The sequence below is a fragment of the Clostridium omnivorum genome, assembly GCF_026012015.1.
Lineage (GTDB): Bacteria > Bacillota > Clostridia > Clostridiales > Clostridiaceae > Clostridium_AX > Clostridium_AX omnivorum.
The window spans coordinates 1,053,343-1,070,860 of record NZ_BRXR01000001.1 but is presented as its reverse complement, the minus strand read 5'-3'; the positions used below and the strand labels follow the sequence as shown (position 1 = coordinate 1,070,860).

The 17,518-nt window shown below is 33.4% G+C and carries 18 protein-coding genes; all 18 read left to right on the top strand.

The window, feature by feature from the left end; translation table 11 throughout:
- Positions 1–147 precede the first annotated feature (147 nt).
- The 18 genes from bsdE14_RS04910 to bsdE14_RS04825 all read left to right on the top strand — a co-directional run bounded on the left by bsdE14_RS04910 (position 148) and on the right by bsdE14_RS04825 (position 17,460).
- Positions 148–342, top strand: a complete 195-nt coding sequence (locus bsdE14_RS04910) for a DUF1858 domain-containing protein (protein WP_264848847.1) — start codon at positions 148–150, stop codon at positions 340–342.
- 13 nt (positions 343–355) lie between these two features.
- Positions 356–982 carry a hypothetical protein gene (locus tag bsdE14_RS04905; protein WP_264848846.1) on the top strand — a complete coding sequence of 209 codons (627 nt, stop codon included), beginning with the start codon at positions 356–358 and terminating at the stop codon, positions 980–982.
- Positions 983–986: 4 nt separating this feature from the next.
- Complete coding sequence (locus tag bsdE14_RS04900) at positions 987–1,541, top strand: hemerythrin domain-containing protein (RefSeq protein ID WP_264848845.1); 555 nt, start codon at positions 987–989, stop codon at positions 1,539–1,541.
- Positions 1,542–1,659: 118 nt separating this feature from the next.
- Positions 1,660–2,349: a Crp/Fnr family transcriptional regulator gene (locus bsdE14_RS04895; RefSeq protein WP_264848844.1), complete on the top strand. Its 690-nt coding sequence runs from the start codon at positions 1,660–1,662 to the stop codon at positions 2,347–2,349.
- Positions 2,350–2,500: 151 nt separating this feature from the next.
- Complete coding sequence (gene asrA / locus bsdE14_RS04890) at positions 2,501–3,508, top strand: anaerobic sulfite reductase subunit AsrA (RefSeq protein ID WP_264848843.1); 1,008 nt, start codon at positions 2,501–2,503, stop codon at positions 3,506–3,508.
- Complete coding sequence (asrB, locus tag bsdE14_RS04885; protein WP_264848842.1) at positions 3,508–4,299, top strand: anaerobic sulfite reductase subunit AsrB; 792 nt, start codon at positions 3,508–3,510, stop codon at positions 4,297–4,299. Before asrA ends, asrB begins: the two co-directional genes overlap by 1 nt.
- 18 nt (positions 4,300–4,317) lie before the next feature.
- On the top strand, positions 4,318–5,280 hold the full coding sequence (gene asrC / locus bsdE14_RS04880; protein WP_264848841.1) for a sulfite reductase subunit C: 963 nt from the start codon (positions 4,318–4,320) through the stop codon (positions 5,278–5,280).
- A 177-nt stretch (positions 5,281–5,457) separates the two neighbouring features.
- Positions 5,458–6,660, top strand: coding sequence for a glutamyl-tRNA reductase (gene hemA, locus bsdE14_RS04875; RefSeq protein ID WP_264848840.1), 1,203 nt, complete (start codon positions 5,458–5,460; stop codon positions 6,658–6,660).
- A gap of 39 nt (positions 6,661–6,699) precedes the next feature.
- Entirely contained in the window at positions 6,700–7,569 is an 870-nt protein-coding gene (gene hemC / locus bsdE14_RS04870; RefSeq protein ID WP_264848839.1) for a hydroxymethylbilane synthase, read from the top strand.
- A 38-nt stretch (positions 7,570–7,607) separates the two neighbouring features.
- Positions 7,608–9,086 carry a uroporphyrinogen-III C-methyltransferase gene (cobA, locus tag bsdE14_RS04865; RefSeq protein ID WP_264848838.1) on the top strand — a complete coding sequence of 493 codons (1,479 nt, stop codon included), beginning with the start codon at positions 7,608–7,610 and terminating at the stop codon, positions 9,084–9,086.
- The gene (hemB, locus tag bsdE14_RS04860; RefSeq protein WP_264848837.1) at positions 9,076–10,047 is read left to right on the top strand and encodes a porphobilinogen synthase; all 972 of its coding nucleotides are present in this window, start codon (positions 9,076–9,078) and stop codon (positions 10,045–10,047) included. The genes cobA and hemB overlap by 11 nt, the downstream gene beginning before the upstream one ends.
- A 33-nt stretch (positions 10,048–10,080) precedes the next feature.
- Entirely contained in the window at positions 10,081–11,355 is a 1,275-nt protein-coding gene (gene hemL / locus bsdE14_RS04855; RefSeq protein WP_264848836.1) for a glutamate-1-semialdehyde 2,1-aminomutase, read from the top strand.
- 42 nt (positions 11,356–11,397) lie between these two features.
- Positions 11,398–12,198, top strand: coding sequence for a sirohydrochlorin cobaltochelatase (locus tag bsdE14_RS04850; RefSeq protein ID WP_264848835.1), 801 nt, complete (start codon positions 11,398–11,400; stop codon positions 12,196–12,198).
- A gap of 130 nt (positions 12,199–12,328) precedes the next feature.
- Positions 12,329–12,541, top strand: coding sequence for a heavy-metal-associated domain-containing protein (locus tag bsdE14_RS04845; RefSeq protein WP_264848834.1), 213 nt, complete (start codon positions 12,329–12,331; stop codon positions 12,539–12,541).
- A 77-nt stretch (positions 12,542–12,618) separates the two neighbouring features.
- Positions 12,619–14,460 carry a heavy metal translocating P-type ATPase gene (locus tag bsdE14_RS04840; RefSeq protein WP_264848833.1) on the top strand — a complete coding sequence of 614 codons (1,842 nt, stop codon included), beginning with the start codon at positions 12,619–12,621 and terminating at the stop codon, positions 14,458–14,460.
- Between the two features lie 8 nt (positions 14,461–14,468).
- The gene (locus tag bsdE14_RS04835) at positions 14,469–15,167 is read left to right on the top strand and encodes a Crp/Fnr family transcriptional regulator (RefSeq protein ID WP_264848832.1); all 699 of its coding nucleotides are present in this window, start codon (positions 14,469–14,471) and stop codon (positions 15,165–15,167) included.
- Between the two features lie 117 nt (positions 15,168–15,284).
- Positions 15,285–16,001, top strand: coding sequence for a response regulator transcription factor (locus bsdE14_RS04830; RefSeq protein ID WP_264848831.1), 717 nt, complete (start codon positions 15,285–15,287; stop codon positions 15,999–16,001).
- Positions 15,982–17,460 carry a sensor histidine kinase gene (locus tag bsdE14_RS04825; protein ID WP_264848830.1) on the top strand — a complete coding sequence of 493 codons (1,479 nt, stop codon included), beginning with the start codon at positions 15,982–15,984 and terminating at the stop codon, positions 17,458–17,460. The genes bsdE14_RS04830 and bsdE14_RS04825 overlap by 20 nt, the downstream gene beginning before the upstream one ends.
- Positions 17,461–17,518 lie beyond the last annotated feature (58 nt).

Here is a 17,518-nt window from a genome sequence, read left to right as displayed (position 1 = left end):
TGTTTTTTATTTATAGGATAATTATTATTCCTTGTAACATTTGCTACCGAAATTTAAAATATCCTGTGGTAGTATGAAATAAAGAAATGAAAAAAGGTTAACCTATATTTAAAGTTTAGATTTAATAAAAAATGGAGGGAACAAATAATGAAAATTTTAAAAGAAATGACTATAGGCGAAGTTGTAAGAAATTATCCAGAGGTTATAGATGTTCTATTTAGTTTTGGTATGGGATGTGTAGGATGCCCATCTGCACAAGCAGAAACAATTGAAGAAGCATGTCAAGTTCACGGAATAGATGTAGATAAAATAATTAAAGCATTGAATGAGAAAGTAAAATAAGGAGATATAGGATATGAGTGCATTTTTAGGCAAAATTCATTATTGGTTATTTGATAAGATTAAATTACATGAAAGGTTAATAACTAATATAGTAGAGTTGACTCAAAGAGAAGGCTATAATTGTGAGGCTTTGATAAGTGAAAGCTATTCAAAATACGGGGCACCAGTTACAGGCTTATTAGAAAATGAAATAGACCATAGTAATATTCATGGCTGGCTTCAGCAAAAAATAATAAGTGTAGAAAGCAGATTAGCTTATGTTATAACAGAGCTGTTAAAGAATAATGCTGTTAAAGAAGATAAGATAGCTGATATTTTTTATAAAAATGGTTTAGATATAATGAATAAGCTCCAAATCAATGAAGGTTCTCCAGAAGACTTTTTCAATTTAATTTTCAACTATATGCTTGAGGGAATGCCTTGTGACAGGGTAAATAAAGTAATTGAAAATAATGAAAATGAGATTATTTGGGAGACTACTCAGGATCTTCACAAAGAATACTGGGATGCAGTATCAGGTGATATCAATAATTATAATAATTTTAGAACTTCATGGATAAATGGATTCTTAAATGGAAGTGGTGCAGGGTATAGTTATACTAGAACAGAAGATGGTATAAATACAATAAAAAGGGTGTGAGTTTATGGATGGAATTAATTTAATGGTTGATGAACATAAAAACATAAAAAGAATGTTAGCGGTAGTGAGAAAAGCTTGCTTAGGTTTAATGAAGGGAAATGAAATTGATTATACGGACTTTGAAAATATGATTGATTTTATTAGAAATTATGCTGATAAGCATCACCATGGAAAGGAAGAAAAGTTTCTATTTAATAGAATGGTGGATGAAATTGGAGGCGCAGCTGAAAAGTTAGTTAAGTATGGAATGCTTGTGGAGCATGATCTTGGAAGAGCATATATTAGAGAACTTGATGAAGCACTTGCTAAGGTTAAAGCAGGTGATGAAGAAGCTAAGCTAGATGTAATAGCAAATGCAATATCCTATACCCATTTATTGAATAGACACATAGATAAAGAGGACAGTGTTGTGTATTCTTTTGCAAAAAGGGAGCTTAATAGTGAAACCTTAAATAGAGTAAATATAGAGTGCAGTGAGTTCGAAGATGAAATGAATAAAGCTGGTGTTCAGAATAAGTATATTCAATTATTAGAACAATTGGAGCAAAAGTATAAATAAATATTAAACAGCATAAAGGGAAGATTTATTTCTTTATATGCTGTTTTAATTTTTTTATATGCCATTGTTGAGAAAATCATACTTTTAATTTATTAATATAAATTTGAGAGGAACCATAATGGATAAAATTACAGTTGATAATCTAAAGGAACTTCACTTGTTTGATGGTGTAGAAGAAAGAATTTTAAAGGAATTATCTGAAGCAGCCACAGTAAAAAACTTTAAAAAGGGAGAAATTATTTTTTTAGACAAACAAGTGGTTGATACTATATTTATTGTATTATCAGGAAAGTACTCTCTATATAAAATTGGTGAAGGTGCTCATAAAAAAATTATTTTTATATTAGGAAGAGATAAAATATTAAACGAGGTTATTTTAGATAATTTACCTGCCTCAATATTTTGCGAAACCTTTGAAGATGGTAAGTTATTGCTCATAAATAAATGCAAATTAGTTGAACTTATGAAAAGTGATTTTAATTTAACCACAAATATGTTGAATTCTCTTGCTATAAAGGTTAGAAGACTCTATAGACAAATGAAAAATACAACTGCTTTAAAGATAGAAAAAAAGCTTGCAGCTAAGTTTTGGAAGCTGTCAAAAGATTATGGTGTTGAAGTAGAGGATGGAACTGCTATAAAGCTTAAAATTTCCGTTACATATCTTGCAGACATGCTTGGAAGTCCCAGAGAAACTATATCTAGGGCTATGAAAAAATTAGAGGAATTGCAGTTAATAAGTGTTAGAGATAAGATTATAATAATTCCAGATAAAGAAAAGCTAGCTAAGTACTTTAAAGACATATAAAAATAATTAAAAACCGTGATAAATATCACGGTTTTTTAATTATTTTTAAATTATACTTATGATATTAAGGGAGGCAGCTGCAATTTTTAGTGAAGAAATTAACAAAGTCTCCATGGCAGCACAATGAAAGAATAATATATGAGGTGTATTTATGGGATTTAAATTAACAGTAGAAGATTACAACAAATTTTTATCAGCTGTATCAAAGGATTATAAAGTTTATGCACCTAAGGTGCTGAAAGGTAAGGGCACTTTTTCAGACACAGACGTGGTTAGATATGCAGAAATTAATGAAGTTAGCGAAATTGAGTTTGAAGTTAAATCGGCCTTTTCCTATAAGGAAGTACTTCTTCCAATAACTCAAACATTATTTTATTTTACAGAAGATCAATGGATAGAAGCAAAATCAGAAGAAAAGGGTGCAATAATATTTTTAAGAAGCTGCGATATTCACTCATTGATAAGACTTGATGATATTTATTTAAGAAATGGTTTTGAAGACCCATATTATAAGGTGCTTAGAGAAAAAGCCAAGTTCATTTTGATAGGTTGTGAAAAAAGTTTTGACAGCTGCTTTTGTGTAAGTATGGGAACAAATAAAACCGAAGCTTATGATGCCTATATTAAAGTTGATGATGAAATAGTGTATTTTGATGTTAAGGATGAGATTTTAGAGAAGTATCTTGAAGATCTATCAAGAGAAGAAGCTGAAGTGACTCCAGACTTTGTTTTAGAAAATGAAACAAAGGTTAATATACCAGAAAATCTTGATTTAGAAGTTATGAATTCTACAATGTGGAAGGAATATTCAGCTAGATGTATAGCCTGTGGAAGATGTAATTTTGTATGTCCAACCTGCACCTGCTTTACTATGCAGGACATTTTTTATAAGGACAATGAAAAGACAGGGGAAAGACGAAGGGTTTGGGCTTCTTGTCATGTGGATGGTTTTACAAATATGGCTGGGGGTCACAGTTTTAGACTGGAAAAAGGTCAAAGGATGAGATTTAAGGTGCTGCATAAAGTATATGATTATAAGAAAAGATGGGGATATCATATGTGTGTTGGATGTGGAAGATGTGATGATATTTGCCCAGAGTATATCTCCTTTTCTAACTGTGTTAATAAATTAGAAAAGGGTATGGAAGAGGTGAAATAATGAACAACATATATATGCCGTTTCAGTCAAAGATATTGGATGTAAAAAAGCATACAGAAATAGAATATACTTTTAGAATGGCTTTTGATGGGGCTGTGAAGCCTGGACAGTTTTTTGAGGTATCTATACCAAAGTATGGTGAGGCTCCAATTTCAGTAAGTGGAATAGGAGAAGGCTATGTTGAACTAACTATCAGAAAAGTTGGTGTTGTTACAAATGAGCTTTTTAACTATTATGTAGGACAGAAGTTTTTTATGAGAGGACCTTACGGAAATGGCTTTGATATAGAAAACTATAAGGATAAAGAAGTTGTGGTAGTTGCTGGTGGTACTGGACTTTCACCGGTTAAAGGAATTGTAGATTACTTTTCTAAAAATCCAAAGGATGCTAAGGAGTTTACTTTAATTTCTGGATTTAAATCTCCAGAGGATATGCTTTTTAAGGATGACATGAAGAGCTGGAAAGATAATATGAAGTTAATAGTTACTGTTGATAAAGCACCAGAAGGCTATGAAGGGGAAGTAGGCCTTGTAACAAAATTTATACCTGAATTACCTTTTGAAGATATAAATAATGTGCAGGTTATTGTGGTGGGCCCGCCAATGATGATGAAGTTTACAGTGCAGGAGTTCTTAAAAAGAGGAGTAAAGGAAGAAAATATATGGATTTCCCAGGAAAGAAAGATGTGCTGTGGAGTTGGTAAGTGCGGACACTGTAAGATTGATGACACATATATATGTTTAGACGGACCTGTATTTAATTATGTAAAGGGAAAAACATTAATAGATTAGAAGGGAGGAGAAGCAGTTATGGATATAAATACGAAATATCTTAAAAAGAATGCTTTTAGAGTTACTAAAAAAAGAGGCATAACAGCTTCAAGAATTAGAGTGCCTGGCGGGCATATGGATGCTAAGTTTCTTTCTTTAATACAAGAGATAGCAGATAAATATGGAGATGGCACTATTCATATAACAACAAGACAAGGCTTCGAGGTTCCTGGAATAGATATGAAGGATATTCCAGAGGTAAATAAGCTTCTTCAACCAATAATTGAAGGGCTCGGAATTAACCAGGAAGTCCCAGGAGAGGGGTATACAGCAGCAGGAACAAGAAACATAGCCGCATGTATAGGAAATAGAGTATGTCCCTTTGCAAACTATGATACTTCTGCCTTTGCAAAGAAAATTGAAGAAGCTATCTTTCCTAATGACTTGCATTTTAAAGTTGCCTTGACAGGCTGCCCTAATGATTGCTTAAAGGTGAGAATGCACGACTTTGGAATTATAGGTATGACTGAGCCTCAATATGATGCTTATAGATGTATAGGATGTCAAGCCTGTGTGAATAATTGTAAGAGTAGAGCTACAGGTGCCTTAAGATTTGAAAACTTTAAGGTTGTAAGAGATCATGATAAGTGTATTGGTTGTGGCGAGTGTGTCGGAAAATGCCCGACTGGAGCATGGTCAAGAAGCGAAGAAAAGTATTATAGACTTGCTATCATGGGAAGATCAGGAAAGAAAAACCCTAGACTTGCCGAAGATTTTATAGTTTGGGTAGATGAAGCAAGTATATTGAAAATAATATTAAATACTTATGACTTTGTAGCAGAATATATAGATAAAGAAGCTCCAGGAGGAAAAGAGCATATAGGTTATATTATTGATAGAACAGGTTTTCAAGAATATAAAAAATGGGCGCTTAAAGACGTGAAATTAGGTCCTAAAGCAGTTCTAAAGGATAATATTTACTGGAGTGGGGTACGCTATTAAGCTTATGATAATATGAATATATCTATTTGTTAATATTAGCCTTTGCCTTTATTAGGCAAAGGCATATTCCTATATTAAGATATATAATAAGCAATGTATTTTCAAAAAATATTTAAATTGATTTGCAGTAATCATGAAAATAAATAATTTTTGAAAGAGCATTTATGGAGTGATAGTATGATTCAGATGATAGGATTAAAAAAGGGGCTGGACTTGTCTATAAGAGGTCAGCTGACTGTAGCTAAAAGCCAGCGTGGAGAAGCTATAAAAGGAATGCTGGAATTTTGCCAGGAGGCAGTAATTATAAGTACCTGTAACAGAACTGAAATATATTTTAATTCTCAAGAGGACAGCACTAACAGCATTAATAGAATATTTAGTGTACTAAAATGGGATGAGGCTTTAATAAAATATATATTTCATTTAAATGAAAGTGATGCAGCTAGACATCTTATGGAGGTAGTTTGTGGCTTTCACTCAAGTATTTTAGGTGAAGAACAAATACTAGGTCAGGTTAAAGAAGCATATAATTACTCATTAGAAGAAGGTGCTGTTTCCGGAGCACTGCAAAGACTTTTTCAAAATGCAATAACCTGCGGCAAGGAGTTTAGAACAAAGGCTAAAATATATGATATACCAGTTTCCTCAGCATCTATAGTTGTAAACTATGCTATGAAAAGGCAATGCAAAAGTTTTATGGTTATTGGGTATGGTGATATAGGGTATCTTGCAGTTAAATATCTTTTATCTCATGGAGTTTCAAAGGTTTATGTGGTAGTAAGGAATACTAAAAAGATAACTGATTTAGTAGATAACAGGGTGAAAATTATGGATTTTAAGGACAAAAATAGATTTATACACAAAGTTGACTGTATCATTTCCTGTACATCTGCTCCTCATTATATTATAAAAAAGGAAGATATATGTGAGGATAAAAAGCTTTTGATTTTTGATTTGGCAGTGCCTAGAGATGTAGAGGCTGCTGTAGAAGAATATTCAAAGGTACAACTTTTAGATATTGATACTATAAGTAAAATTGATGATGAAAATAAAAAGCTAAGAAAAGAGAGGATGGAAGGCTGTAGAGAAATTATAAAGAAACATTTAGCTGAATATGAAGAATGGAGTAAGCTTAGAGATATATTGCCCTATATAAAGGAAATGAAAAGAGTTAGTGAAAAAGTTAGTAAAGACAGGATAGATACATTTATAAATAAAAGTGAAACCAAGGATCATAGGGAGTTGGCTGAAGTATTAATTAAAAGTACTTCAGACTTTTATGTAAATAGAGCTATAGAGGTTTTAAAAGAGGCTAAGCTTGAAGGGAGCGAGGAACAATGCCTGAAAATAGTAGAGAAGATTTTCAAGCTTATGACGTGAAGCTTATAAAGAGAGATTAATTGTTTAGGGGGAGATTTTTTGAGTTTAATTATTGCAACTAGGAAAAGTAAGCTAGCTCAGGTACAGACTGAGATTGTTACTGATATGATAAAAGATAAGCTTGGACTAGAAAGTGAAAAACTTTTTGTAGTAACTGAAGGGGATAAGAGATTAGATGTAACTTTAGACAAAATAGGCGGCAAGGGGCTTTTTGTAAAAGAGATAGAAATTGCACTAATGAGAAGAGAAGCTCATGGAGCTGTACATAGTATGAAGGATGTACCATTTTTTCTAGAACACTGCTTTGAACTTGCAGCTATGCCAGCAAGGGAAGATGCAAGAGATGCCTTTGTTTCCATGAACGGAGTTAGTTTTTTTGATTTACCTAAGAAAGCTAGGGTTGGAACGAGCAGTTTAAGGAGAAGTGTAGAGTTAAAGCTTTTAAGACCTGATTTAGAAATAGTTCCTATAAGAGGAAATGTACAAACGAGAATTGATAAAATAGAAAAAGAAAATTTGGATGGAATAATTTTAGCAGCAGCTGGGCTTAAAAGAATGGATATGGAAAGCATTATTACAAATTATTTTGAGCCCAAGGACTTTGTGCCTGCTGTTGGTCAGGGTGCTTTAGGTATAGAAATATTAAAGGATAATGAAGAAGGCCAGATTTTAAAAAGGCTTGACAATATGGAGGTAAGACACTGTGTAGAAGCTGAGCGCAGTTTTATGAGAGCTCTTAATGGAGGATGTCATTCACCTATTGGAGCATATGCTGAACTTCGAGGACAGGATATATATCTTATTGGTATGTATCAATTGGAAGATAAAATCGTTAAAAAAGACATTTTTGGAAATAGGGAAGATAGAATTAAGCTTGGAGAAGTTTTGGCAGAGAAGCTAGTGAAGTAGAAGTTTAATAAGCTATGACTAAGGCTTTGGAGGAAAAAATGAGTAAGGTATATATAATAGGTGCAGGGCCAGGGGATGAAGAACTATTAACTTTAAAAGCTGTAAAATCTTTAGAAAAATGTACTGCTGTTTTATACGATAGATTAGTAGGAGGCAATATATTAAATTATTTAAGAGAAGGTTGTGAAATTTATTATTGCGGTAAAGAGCCTGGCTGTCATTATAAAACTCAACAGGAAATTAATAACATGCTAGTAAAACTGGCAAAGAGTGGCCATATTGTAGGGAGAATTAAAGGAGGAGATCCTTACGTTTTTGGAAGAGGTGGAGAAGAAGTACTTTCATTAATTGAGGAAGATATCGATTTTGAGGTGATTCCAGGAGTTACTTCAGCTATATCAGTTATGAGCTATGCTGGTATACCTGCAACTCACAGAGGCATTTCACAGAGTTTTCATGTAATTACTGGAATGAGTGGTTCTTCTTTAAAAATAAATTGGGAAAGTACCGCAAAATCAGAAGGTACTCTAATTTTTCTTATGGGACTGGAGAATATAGATCATATATGCACAGCTTTAGTTTTAAATGGAAAGGATATAAATACACCTTGCGGAGTCATTATGAGGGGAACAACCTCTAGACAAAGAAAGGTAGTTGGAACTCTTGAAAACATATGTGAAAAGGTAAAGGAAGCGGTGTTAAAATCACCTTGCATAATTGTAGTAGGTGATGTAGTAATACTAAATGACAAGCTTAACTGGTTTGAAAAAAAGCCGCTGTTTGGCTTAAATATTTGTGTAACTAGATCTAAGGAACAAGCTGTAAGCTTAAAAACAAGTTTTAAAGCTTTAGGCGCTGAAGTTGCAGAAATCAATGCTATAAAGATAAAGAATACAGCGTATAACCTTGAAGACTATGAAAGTAAATTATATGATTACAATTATGTTATATTTACTTCAGTTAATGCAGTTAATATATTTTTTAACTATTTAAAAACGAGAGAAGTAGATGTAAGAGGTATAAAGGCTGCATTTGCTGTAATAGGTAATGCAACGGCTGAAGCTTTAAAGGATAGGGGAATAATTCCTTCCTTTATAGCTAAGGAATTCCTTAAAGAAAATCTATATGAAATAATGAAGAATGTAATAAAAGCTGATGATAAGGTTATTATTCCATGCTCCAAAGAAGCAAGCCCATATTTATCAGAAGTGCTTTCTAGGCTAGGAGTATCAGTGGATAGAGTGGAGATTTATGAACCTATTTGTGGGGAGTTAAAGAATATAAATGCTTTTAATGAGGTAGATATAGTTACTTTTACAAGTCCTTCTATAGTAAGAAACATGATAAAAATGGTTGGCCTTCAGGGGATAAAGAAAAAGCTTTGTATAGCAATAGGTCCTATAACCTTTAAAGAATTAGAGAAAAACGGTATCTCAGCAGTGGAATGTAAGGAACATAGTGAAGAAGGGATAATATCAGAGGTACTACGGATATGGAGGAATAAAAATGGAATTTAAAAGACATAGAAGATTAAGAAAAAGTCTAGCAATAAGAGAATTAGTTAGAGAGAATAGCCTTTCTGCAAAGGATTTTATTTTCCCTATGTTTGTGGTGGAGGGTGAAAACATTAAGAAGGAAATACCAACAATCCCGGGAAATTATCACGTTTCGGTAGACAGACTGAACGAAACTTTGGAGGAAGCTGTAGAATGTGGAATTAATGGTGTAATATTTTTTGGGCTTCCTGAACATAAAGATGAGTGCGGCTCATCGGCTTTTGATGAAAATGGAGTAATACAAAAGGCAGTGAGAAAAACAAAAGAGTTATATCCAAATTTATGGGTTATAACTGATGTTTGCATGTGTGAATATACTAATCACGGGCACTGTGGAATTTTACATGGTCACGAAGTTCATAATGATAAAACTTTAGAAGTGCTAGGCAAAGTAGCACTTTCACATGTAAAGGCTGGGGCTGATATGGTAGCTCCTTCAGACATGATGGATGGCAGAGTTGCGTATATTCGAAAAGTACTAGATGAAAATGGATATGAAGACGTATCAATTATGGCTTATAGCGCAAAATATAGTTCGGCCTTTTATGGTCCATTTAGGGAGGCTGCTAATTCAGCACCTCAATTTGGGGATAGAAAAGGCTATCAGATGGACCCAGCAAATATTAATGAGGCTATGAGAGAGATACAGTCCGATATAGAAGAGGGCGCTGATATTATTATGGTTAAGCCTGCTTTATCCTATTTAGATGTGGTTAGATGGACGAAGGATAGGTATGATTATCCAGTGGCAGCATACAGCGTTAGTGGAGAATTTGCAATGGTTAAAGCTGCTTCAAGGCTTGGATTTATTGATGAAAGAGCTGTAGCACTAGAAATGCTTCTTTCAATGAAAAGAGCAGGAGCAGATATAATAATAACCTATTATGCCTTAGAAGCTTCAAGATGGTTAAGAGGTGAATAGTGCCATAGCTGACAATAGCAAATGGAGGTTAATATGAAAAATATTGAGATTTTCGAAGAGTCAAAAAAATATATGCCTGGAGGTGTAAACTCACCAGTAAGATCATATAAGGATGTAGAAATTACACCTCCTATAATGAAAAAGGGAATTGGTGCCTATATTTATGATGAGGAAGGTAACAGGTATATTGATTTTGTAGGCGCATGGGGGCCAATGATTTTAGGACATTGCGATGAGGACGTTGTTAAAGCTATAAAGGACACCTGTGAAATTTCTATAGCTTTTGGGGCACCAACAGAACTTGAACTTAAGCTTGCAAAATATATGTGCACAACTCTTGACAATTTTGAAATGGTAAGAATGGTTAACTCAGGCACAGAAGCTACCATGAGTGCAGTAAGGCTTGCCAGAGGATATACAAAAAAAGATAAATTATTAAAGTTTGCAGGATGTTATCATGGTCACTATGAAGGATTTTTAGTTAGTGCAGGCTCAGGCGTTTTAACTGAAGGTATTCCCGGAAGTGCTGGAATACCTCAAGAAAATATAAAAAACACCTTGGTTGGTCAGTACAATAATGTAGAAAATATTAGGGAAGTTTTTAATGAATATGGTGAGGAATTAGCAGCTGTAATTATTGAACCTGTAGCTGGTAACATGGGAGTTATAAAGGCTGAAGATGTATTTATGGAGGAATTAAGAAGGTTATGTGATAAGTACGGAACTCTATTAATCTTTGATGAAGTGATGAGCGGATTTAGAGTCAGCTATATGGGGGCTCAAAGCTTGTTTAAAGTTAAACCTGATTTAATAACCTATGCAAAGATAATGGGTGGAGGACTTCCATGTGGTGCTTATGGAGGGAAGAAGGAGATTATGGAAAAGCTTTCACCACTAGGCCCTGTATATCAAGCTGGAACAATGTCGGGAAATCCTGTAGTTATGGCAGCTGGGCTTGCTGCTTTAACAAAACTTCATGATAATCCAAAGCTCTATGAACATATTGAAGCATTGGGAACTAAACTTAAGCAAGGATTAGAGACTATTGCAAAGGAAAAGTCTATACCTTTAGTAGTGAACCGATGCGGCGGCATGATGACCATGTTCTTTTCTGATAGAGATAAAGTCAGCTGTTATGATGATGTTATGAGCTGTGATACTAAGCTTTTTAAAAGGTTTTTTACTCATATGCTAAACAGTGGCTTTAATCTCCCGCCTTCCCAATATGAAGCTATGTTTCTTTCTGTAAAGCACAGTTATGAAGATATTGAAAAGTTTCTTGAGGCATTTAGAAGCTTTGAATATTAAGGTTTAATATATTTTTACTGAATAAACAAGAGGGGGTATGCTGTGAAAAAGGCTATATTAATTGTAAGTAATGGAACCTCAGATATATCAGCCTTTGAGGCTTCAATAGGTAAAATTGAGGAAAAAGCTAAAGCAACCTTTAAAGAATATGAAGTGTTTAGAGCTTTTTCGTCCGAAAAGATAATTTTAAGATTGAAGAGTAAGCACAATATTACAGTAATTACACCTATTGAAATGTTAAAGGTTATAGAAAATTTAGGCTTTGAGGAAGTAGTTATTCAACCATTATATTTACTAGATGGCACTGAGTACGGTTTACTAAAGGAACATATAGAAGAGTTTAAAAGGAAGTCAAAGCTCAATAGAATACTATTAGGTAGTCCAATATTAATACCCAATGACGAAAGAAGAACAATAGATTTTATTGAAAGTATAAAAGGTTCCTTGGAAGTAAATAAAAATATAGTAGCTGTTGTTCATGGAACAAAAAGTTTAGCTAATATGTGTTATTGGGAATTATGGCATGGATTCAAAAGCTGTGGATTAAGTAATATTTATGTTGGGGCAATAGAAGGTGAACCTTCTATTAATTATGTTTTGCAGTGTTTAAAAAGAGATGAGGTAAAAGAAGTACTGCTGATACCTTTTCTAATTGCAGCTGGTTTTCATGCAAAAAAAGATCTAGAAGCTGCATCTCCTTCCTCCCTGAAAAGTATTTTGCAGAGAGAAGGAATTAAGGTCCAAGTAAAACATACAGGGCTTGGAGAAATGAAAGAGTTTCAAGAATTTTTAATACTTGATTTAAAAAGATTAATTAATAATGATTTAATGTTAGGAAGATGATTTCTGTATTTAGAACAGTAGTCATCTTTTTTTAAATAACATTTAGAAATTTGACCTGGGTCAATGTTTTGTTTTCTAATCCTAACTATAATAAACTCATAAGATACATATTTAAAGGAGGAAATCAATTATGAATAAAACTTATCAATTAGAAACATTAACATGTCCAAGCTGTGCACATAAAATTGAGGGCACAGTTAAAAAGTTTAAAGGTATTAAAGATGTTGAAGTACTATTTAATGCAAGCAAGGTTAAAGTAAACTTTGATGAAAGTATTATTGATGGAAGTGAAATAAGAACTGCTATTGAAAAGTTAGGCTTTGATGTACTAGGCGAAAAATAATACTAAGACTGCTGTATCCAAGTTTATACTTTAATTTAGGTATGCACTTGGATACAGTTATATTATGGAGGAAGAAAATGAAAATTAGTAAAGGACAAAGAGTTGCTGTTTCAGGAGCCATAATAGTTGTAGCTTTAGCATTTAAAAGGCTAAACTTTCTTGTAAATATAGCTGATATACTACTTTTGATTTCAGCTTTTATTTCAGGTTATCCTATAGCACTAAATGCAGTAAGGGCTTTAAAATATAAAATATTAGGAATTGATGCATTAGTTACTTTAGCGGTAATTGGGGCTATGTTTATAGGAGAATATTTTGAAGCTGCCGCTGTAACCTTTTTATTTATGCTTGGAAATTATCTTGAAGCTAAAACTCTTGAAAAGACCAGATCTGCAATAAAGGCACTTTTAGATTTAGCTCCTGATACTGCTAGAGTTTTACGAGAAGGAAATGAAGTTAAACTGTCGGCAGATGAAGTAATAAAGGGAGATATAGTAATTGTAAAGCCAGGAGAAAAAATTCCTGTAGATGGTACCATAATAGAAGGAAAGGCTTATATAAATCAAGCAGCTATTACAGGGGAATCTATGCCAGTCAACAAAGAGGTAAAAGATACAGTATTTTCAGGCACCATTATAGAATCAGGATATATAAAGGTAAGAGCTGATAGAGTTGGAGAAGATACTACATTTTCTAGAATTCTTCACATGGTTGAAGAAGCTCAGGATAAAAAAGCAAAGACGCAAAAGTTTCTTGAGGTATTCTCTAAATATTACACCCCAGCAATAATGGTTTTAGCAGTAGTTATATTTATAATTACAAGAGATATTGAACTAGCACTTACTCTGCTTGTAATTGCATGTCCTGGAGCATTAGTTATATCCACACCAGTATCTATAGTGGCAGGCATTGGCAATGGAGCTAAGAAAGGTATACTAATAAAGGGTGGAGAAATAATAGAAAAACTTGGAACCGTTAAGGTAATAGCATTTGACAAGACCGGAACTCTTACAGTTGGAAGACCTGAAGTAACTAATATTAGGGTCATTGATACTAGTGAAGAAGAACTGCTTAGCCTTGCAGCCAGTGCAGAGATGTATTCTGAACATCCCCTCTCAAAAGCTATAGTAAAAAAGGCAAGTTCGGTTAATGAAACTAATATTATCCGACCTGAGGAAGCAGAAATTATTATAGGTCAGGGAGTTAAAGCAAAGCTAGATAATAAAATCATTTTTATAGGTAATAGAAAACTTATGTCTGAGAATAATATAATAGTTTCTAAGGATATTGAAGCTTATATTAGAAGTGAAGAGAATGAGGGACAAACTGCAGTGTTAGTTTCAAATTCTAAGAGTCTCATAGGAGTTATATCCATTGCAGATACTATAAGAGAAGATGCCATGCAGCTAATAAAGAAACTAAAGGCACAGGGAGTTAAAAAAGTAGTTATGCTGACAGGCGATAATAAACGTGCAGCAGCTGCTATTGCAAAAAGACTTAATTTAGATGATTATTATGCAGAACTGCTTCCAGAGGATAAGGTATCTATTTTAAAAAATTTACAAAATGATGTAGGCACAGCAGCAATGGTTGGAGACGGAGTTAATGATGCACCAGCTTTAGCTACTGCAGATCTTGGAATTGCAGTAGGGGGGGCAGGTTCGGATGTAGCAATGGAAACAGCGGATGTAGTTTTAATGTCTGACGAAGTAAAGAAATTATCCTATGCTATAGGATTAAGTAGAGCCACAGTAAAAAACATGAAGCAAAACATCTATTTTGCTATAGCAATTGTAGCAATGCTTTTAGTTGGAGTACTATTTAAAGTAGTATTTTTATCATCGGGAATGTTTATACACGAACTAAGTGTATTAGCAGTTATAATAAATGCCATAAGGTTATTAAAGTATAAGGAGTGATAAAGCCTATGCAATGCCATGAACATTCGCATAATTATGATGGTAAGCAGAAAAGCTGCTTAGAAAAGGTTCCTATATTCAGCAGTTTAACAGTGGCAGAAATGGTAGAGGTTTCAATGACAGCGACCCATAAAAAATATAAAAAGGGTGAAAATATATACTTGGAAGGTGAAATTGCTGAAAAGCTATTTGTAATTAATGCTGGAAAAGTTAAGATATCTAAATTATCTGAAGAAGGTAAGGAGCAAATAATAAGAATTCTACAAGCGGGAGATTTTATGGGTGAGCTATCAATATTCACTAATTCGCCTTTGAAAAACAATGCTGAGGCCGTAGAAGCAACCACTGTATGCACTATTGATAGTAAAAAAATAAAGGAATTAATCGAAGAGAGACCTGGTATTGCTATAAAAATCCTAAAAGAACTAAGTATGAGACTTGAGAAAACAGAAAGTTTAATTGAATCTCTTGGACTTAGGGATGTAGAACAGCGGGTTGCTGATATACTGATTAAGCTTATGAATGAAGATAATGTAGTTGATTTATCCATAAGTAAGAAGGATCTTGCAGCTCATATTGGCATGAGTCAGGAAACTCTGAGCAGAAAGTTAACTAACTTTCAAGAAAAGGGCTTCATTAGGCAACAGGGTCAACGAAAGATAATTATTTTAAACAAAGAAGCTTTGCAAGATATTGTTAATATTTAATGTGGTTAGAGTCACTCCTAAATGATGTATTCAACATTGAGGAGTGAATATTTTTTGCTGAATAAATTATAGTAAGCAGGAGAAATTCACTGCTGTATGAGTGTGAGGAGATATATAATGAAAGAAAAATTATCACAAAGGACTATTTTAGTTGTAGATGATGAAGAAAATGTTTCTGGACTTCTTAAAATTTATTTGGAATCAGAAGGATTTAAAGTTGAAACAGCTGCAGATGGATTGAAAGCTATAGAAATTGCTAAGGAACTTAACCCCGATTTAATTATTTTAGATATTATGCTGCCCTTCAAAGACGGCTGGCAGGTGGCACAAGAATTAAGAAAAGATATGGATACGCCTATAATAATGCTTTCAGCTAAAGGAGGAGAATCGGATAAAATACTAGGACTTAATCTAGGTGGAGATGATTATGTGACCAAACCTTTTTCTCCAGGAGAAATTACTGCTAGAGTAAAAGCAATTTTAAGAAGAGCTAAAACAGAGAAGCAGGAGTGTGATATACTAAATTTTCCTCAGTTAATAATTGACTTTTCAAAATATGAGATTATATCAAAGGGTGAAAAAATTATAACTACACCTAAAGAGGTAGAACTGATATGGCTTTTAGCTAGTAATCCAGGAGTTGTTTTTACAAGGGAAAGGTTGCTAGATAAGATATGGGGCTATGATTATTTAGGTGATTCACGCACTGTGGATACACATATTAAAAGACTTCGTAGAAAAATAGAGAAGGGGGAATTATACACATATCTTCACACAGTGTGGGGGGTCGGGTATAAATTTCAGGTGGTAAAAAATGAAGAAAAATCTTTTTAGCAGGCTTTTAGGAACCTATGTTTTTGTTACACTGCTTAGTGTGATTATAGTAAGTCTATTTTTCTATATATTTTTTAGTCAGTATTATTTTGGGGAAAAAGAAAAGCAGCTTCTTACCCAAGGTAAGGAAATGTCTAATGTATTAAGCGTTTATATTGAAAATAAGGATTTAGAGAAAGTAAATGAACTCACGTATAATTTCAATAAAGTTAACATTAGCCATATGTGGACAATAGATAAAAACAGCATTATCATAAGCGGTTCTCAAGAATTATCACAGAGTGACAAGCTATGTCCTAATGTTGAACAAGTAGAAAGAGCTCTTAAGGGAGAAGTGGTTTATAACAAAGGTATAATAAAATATTTTAATGAGCCTGTACTTTCAGTGGCATTGCCAATATACGTTGGAGATAGGGTGGAAGGTGCGATTTTTGAATGTAATCCACTATCAGATATTATTAATAGTATTATGCAAGCTTTTAAAATTGTGATTTTTGCTGGGATTATTGCCATTTTTATTGCTGCTTTTGTGAGCTATTTTTTATCAGTATCCATAGCAAAACCAATAAAAGAAATAACTGCAATTTCATTAGAGATATCTAAAGGCAATTTTTCCCGAAAAGCTAAGGTGTACACTTCTGATGAAATTGGCAACTTAGCCGAGACTTTTAACTATATGATGGAAAAGCTAGATAAAACAATGATGGACTTGGCGGACGAAAGAAACAAAATGATTAAACTAGAAAAGCTGCAGAGACAATTTGTAGCAAACGCTTCACATGAACTTCGTACACCTTTAACTTCAGTAAGAGGATACCTTGAAGCTATTCTTGACGGTGTAATAAATGACAAGGAAGAAGAAAAAAAGTATCTTAGGATTATATTAAAAGAAACACTTAGGCTGCATAGATTGGTAAATAGTCTTTTAGATTTGTCAAGGATTGAAGCTGGACAAATTAAGGTTAATTTAAAGTCTCTAGATATTTCTAAAATTATAAGCGGAACTGTTACAAAGCTTAAGCCAATAATTGAGGATCAGGATATGCAATTAGAAATAGATACTTCGTCAAAGCTGCCTTTAGTTTTAGGAGATGAGGATTTGATAGAGCAGGTAATTATTAATTACATTACAAATGCAGTACGATTTACTAGTGAAGGAGGAAGAATAGTGGTAAAAGCAGAGCAAAATGAAAATCAAGTCTATATACATGTTAGCGATACGGGTATAGGAATTCCTTCAGAAGAAGTAAACAAAGTATGGGGAAGATTTTACAAAGTTGATGAAGCAAGACAGTTATCAAAAGAAGGGGCCGGACTGGGTTTATCATTGGTGAAGGAGATTATTGAGCTGCTTGGCGGCAGAGTTTGGGTAGAAAGTGAATTAGGAAAGGGCTCAACTTTTAGCTTTAGTTTAAAAAGTGGAGATGGACAGAAAAGTTCACAAATAGTCCCTATGTAGTACAAAAATACTTTCTAAAATATAAACATACTCAAGGAGAAATTAAACTCACATTGAG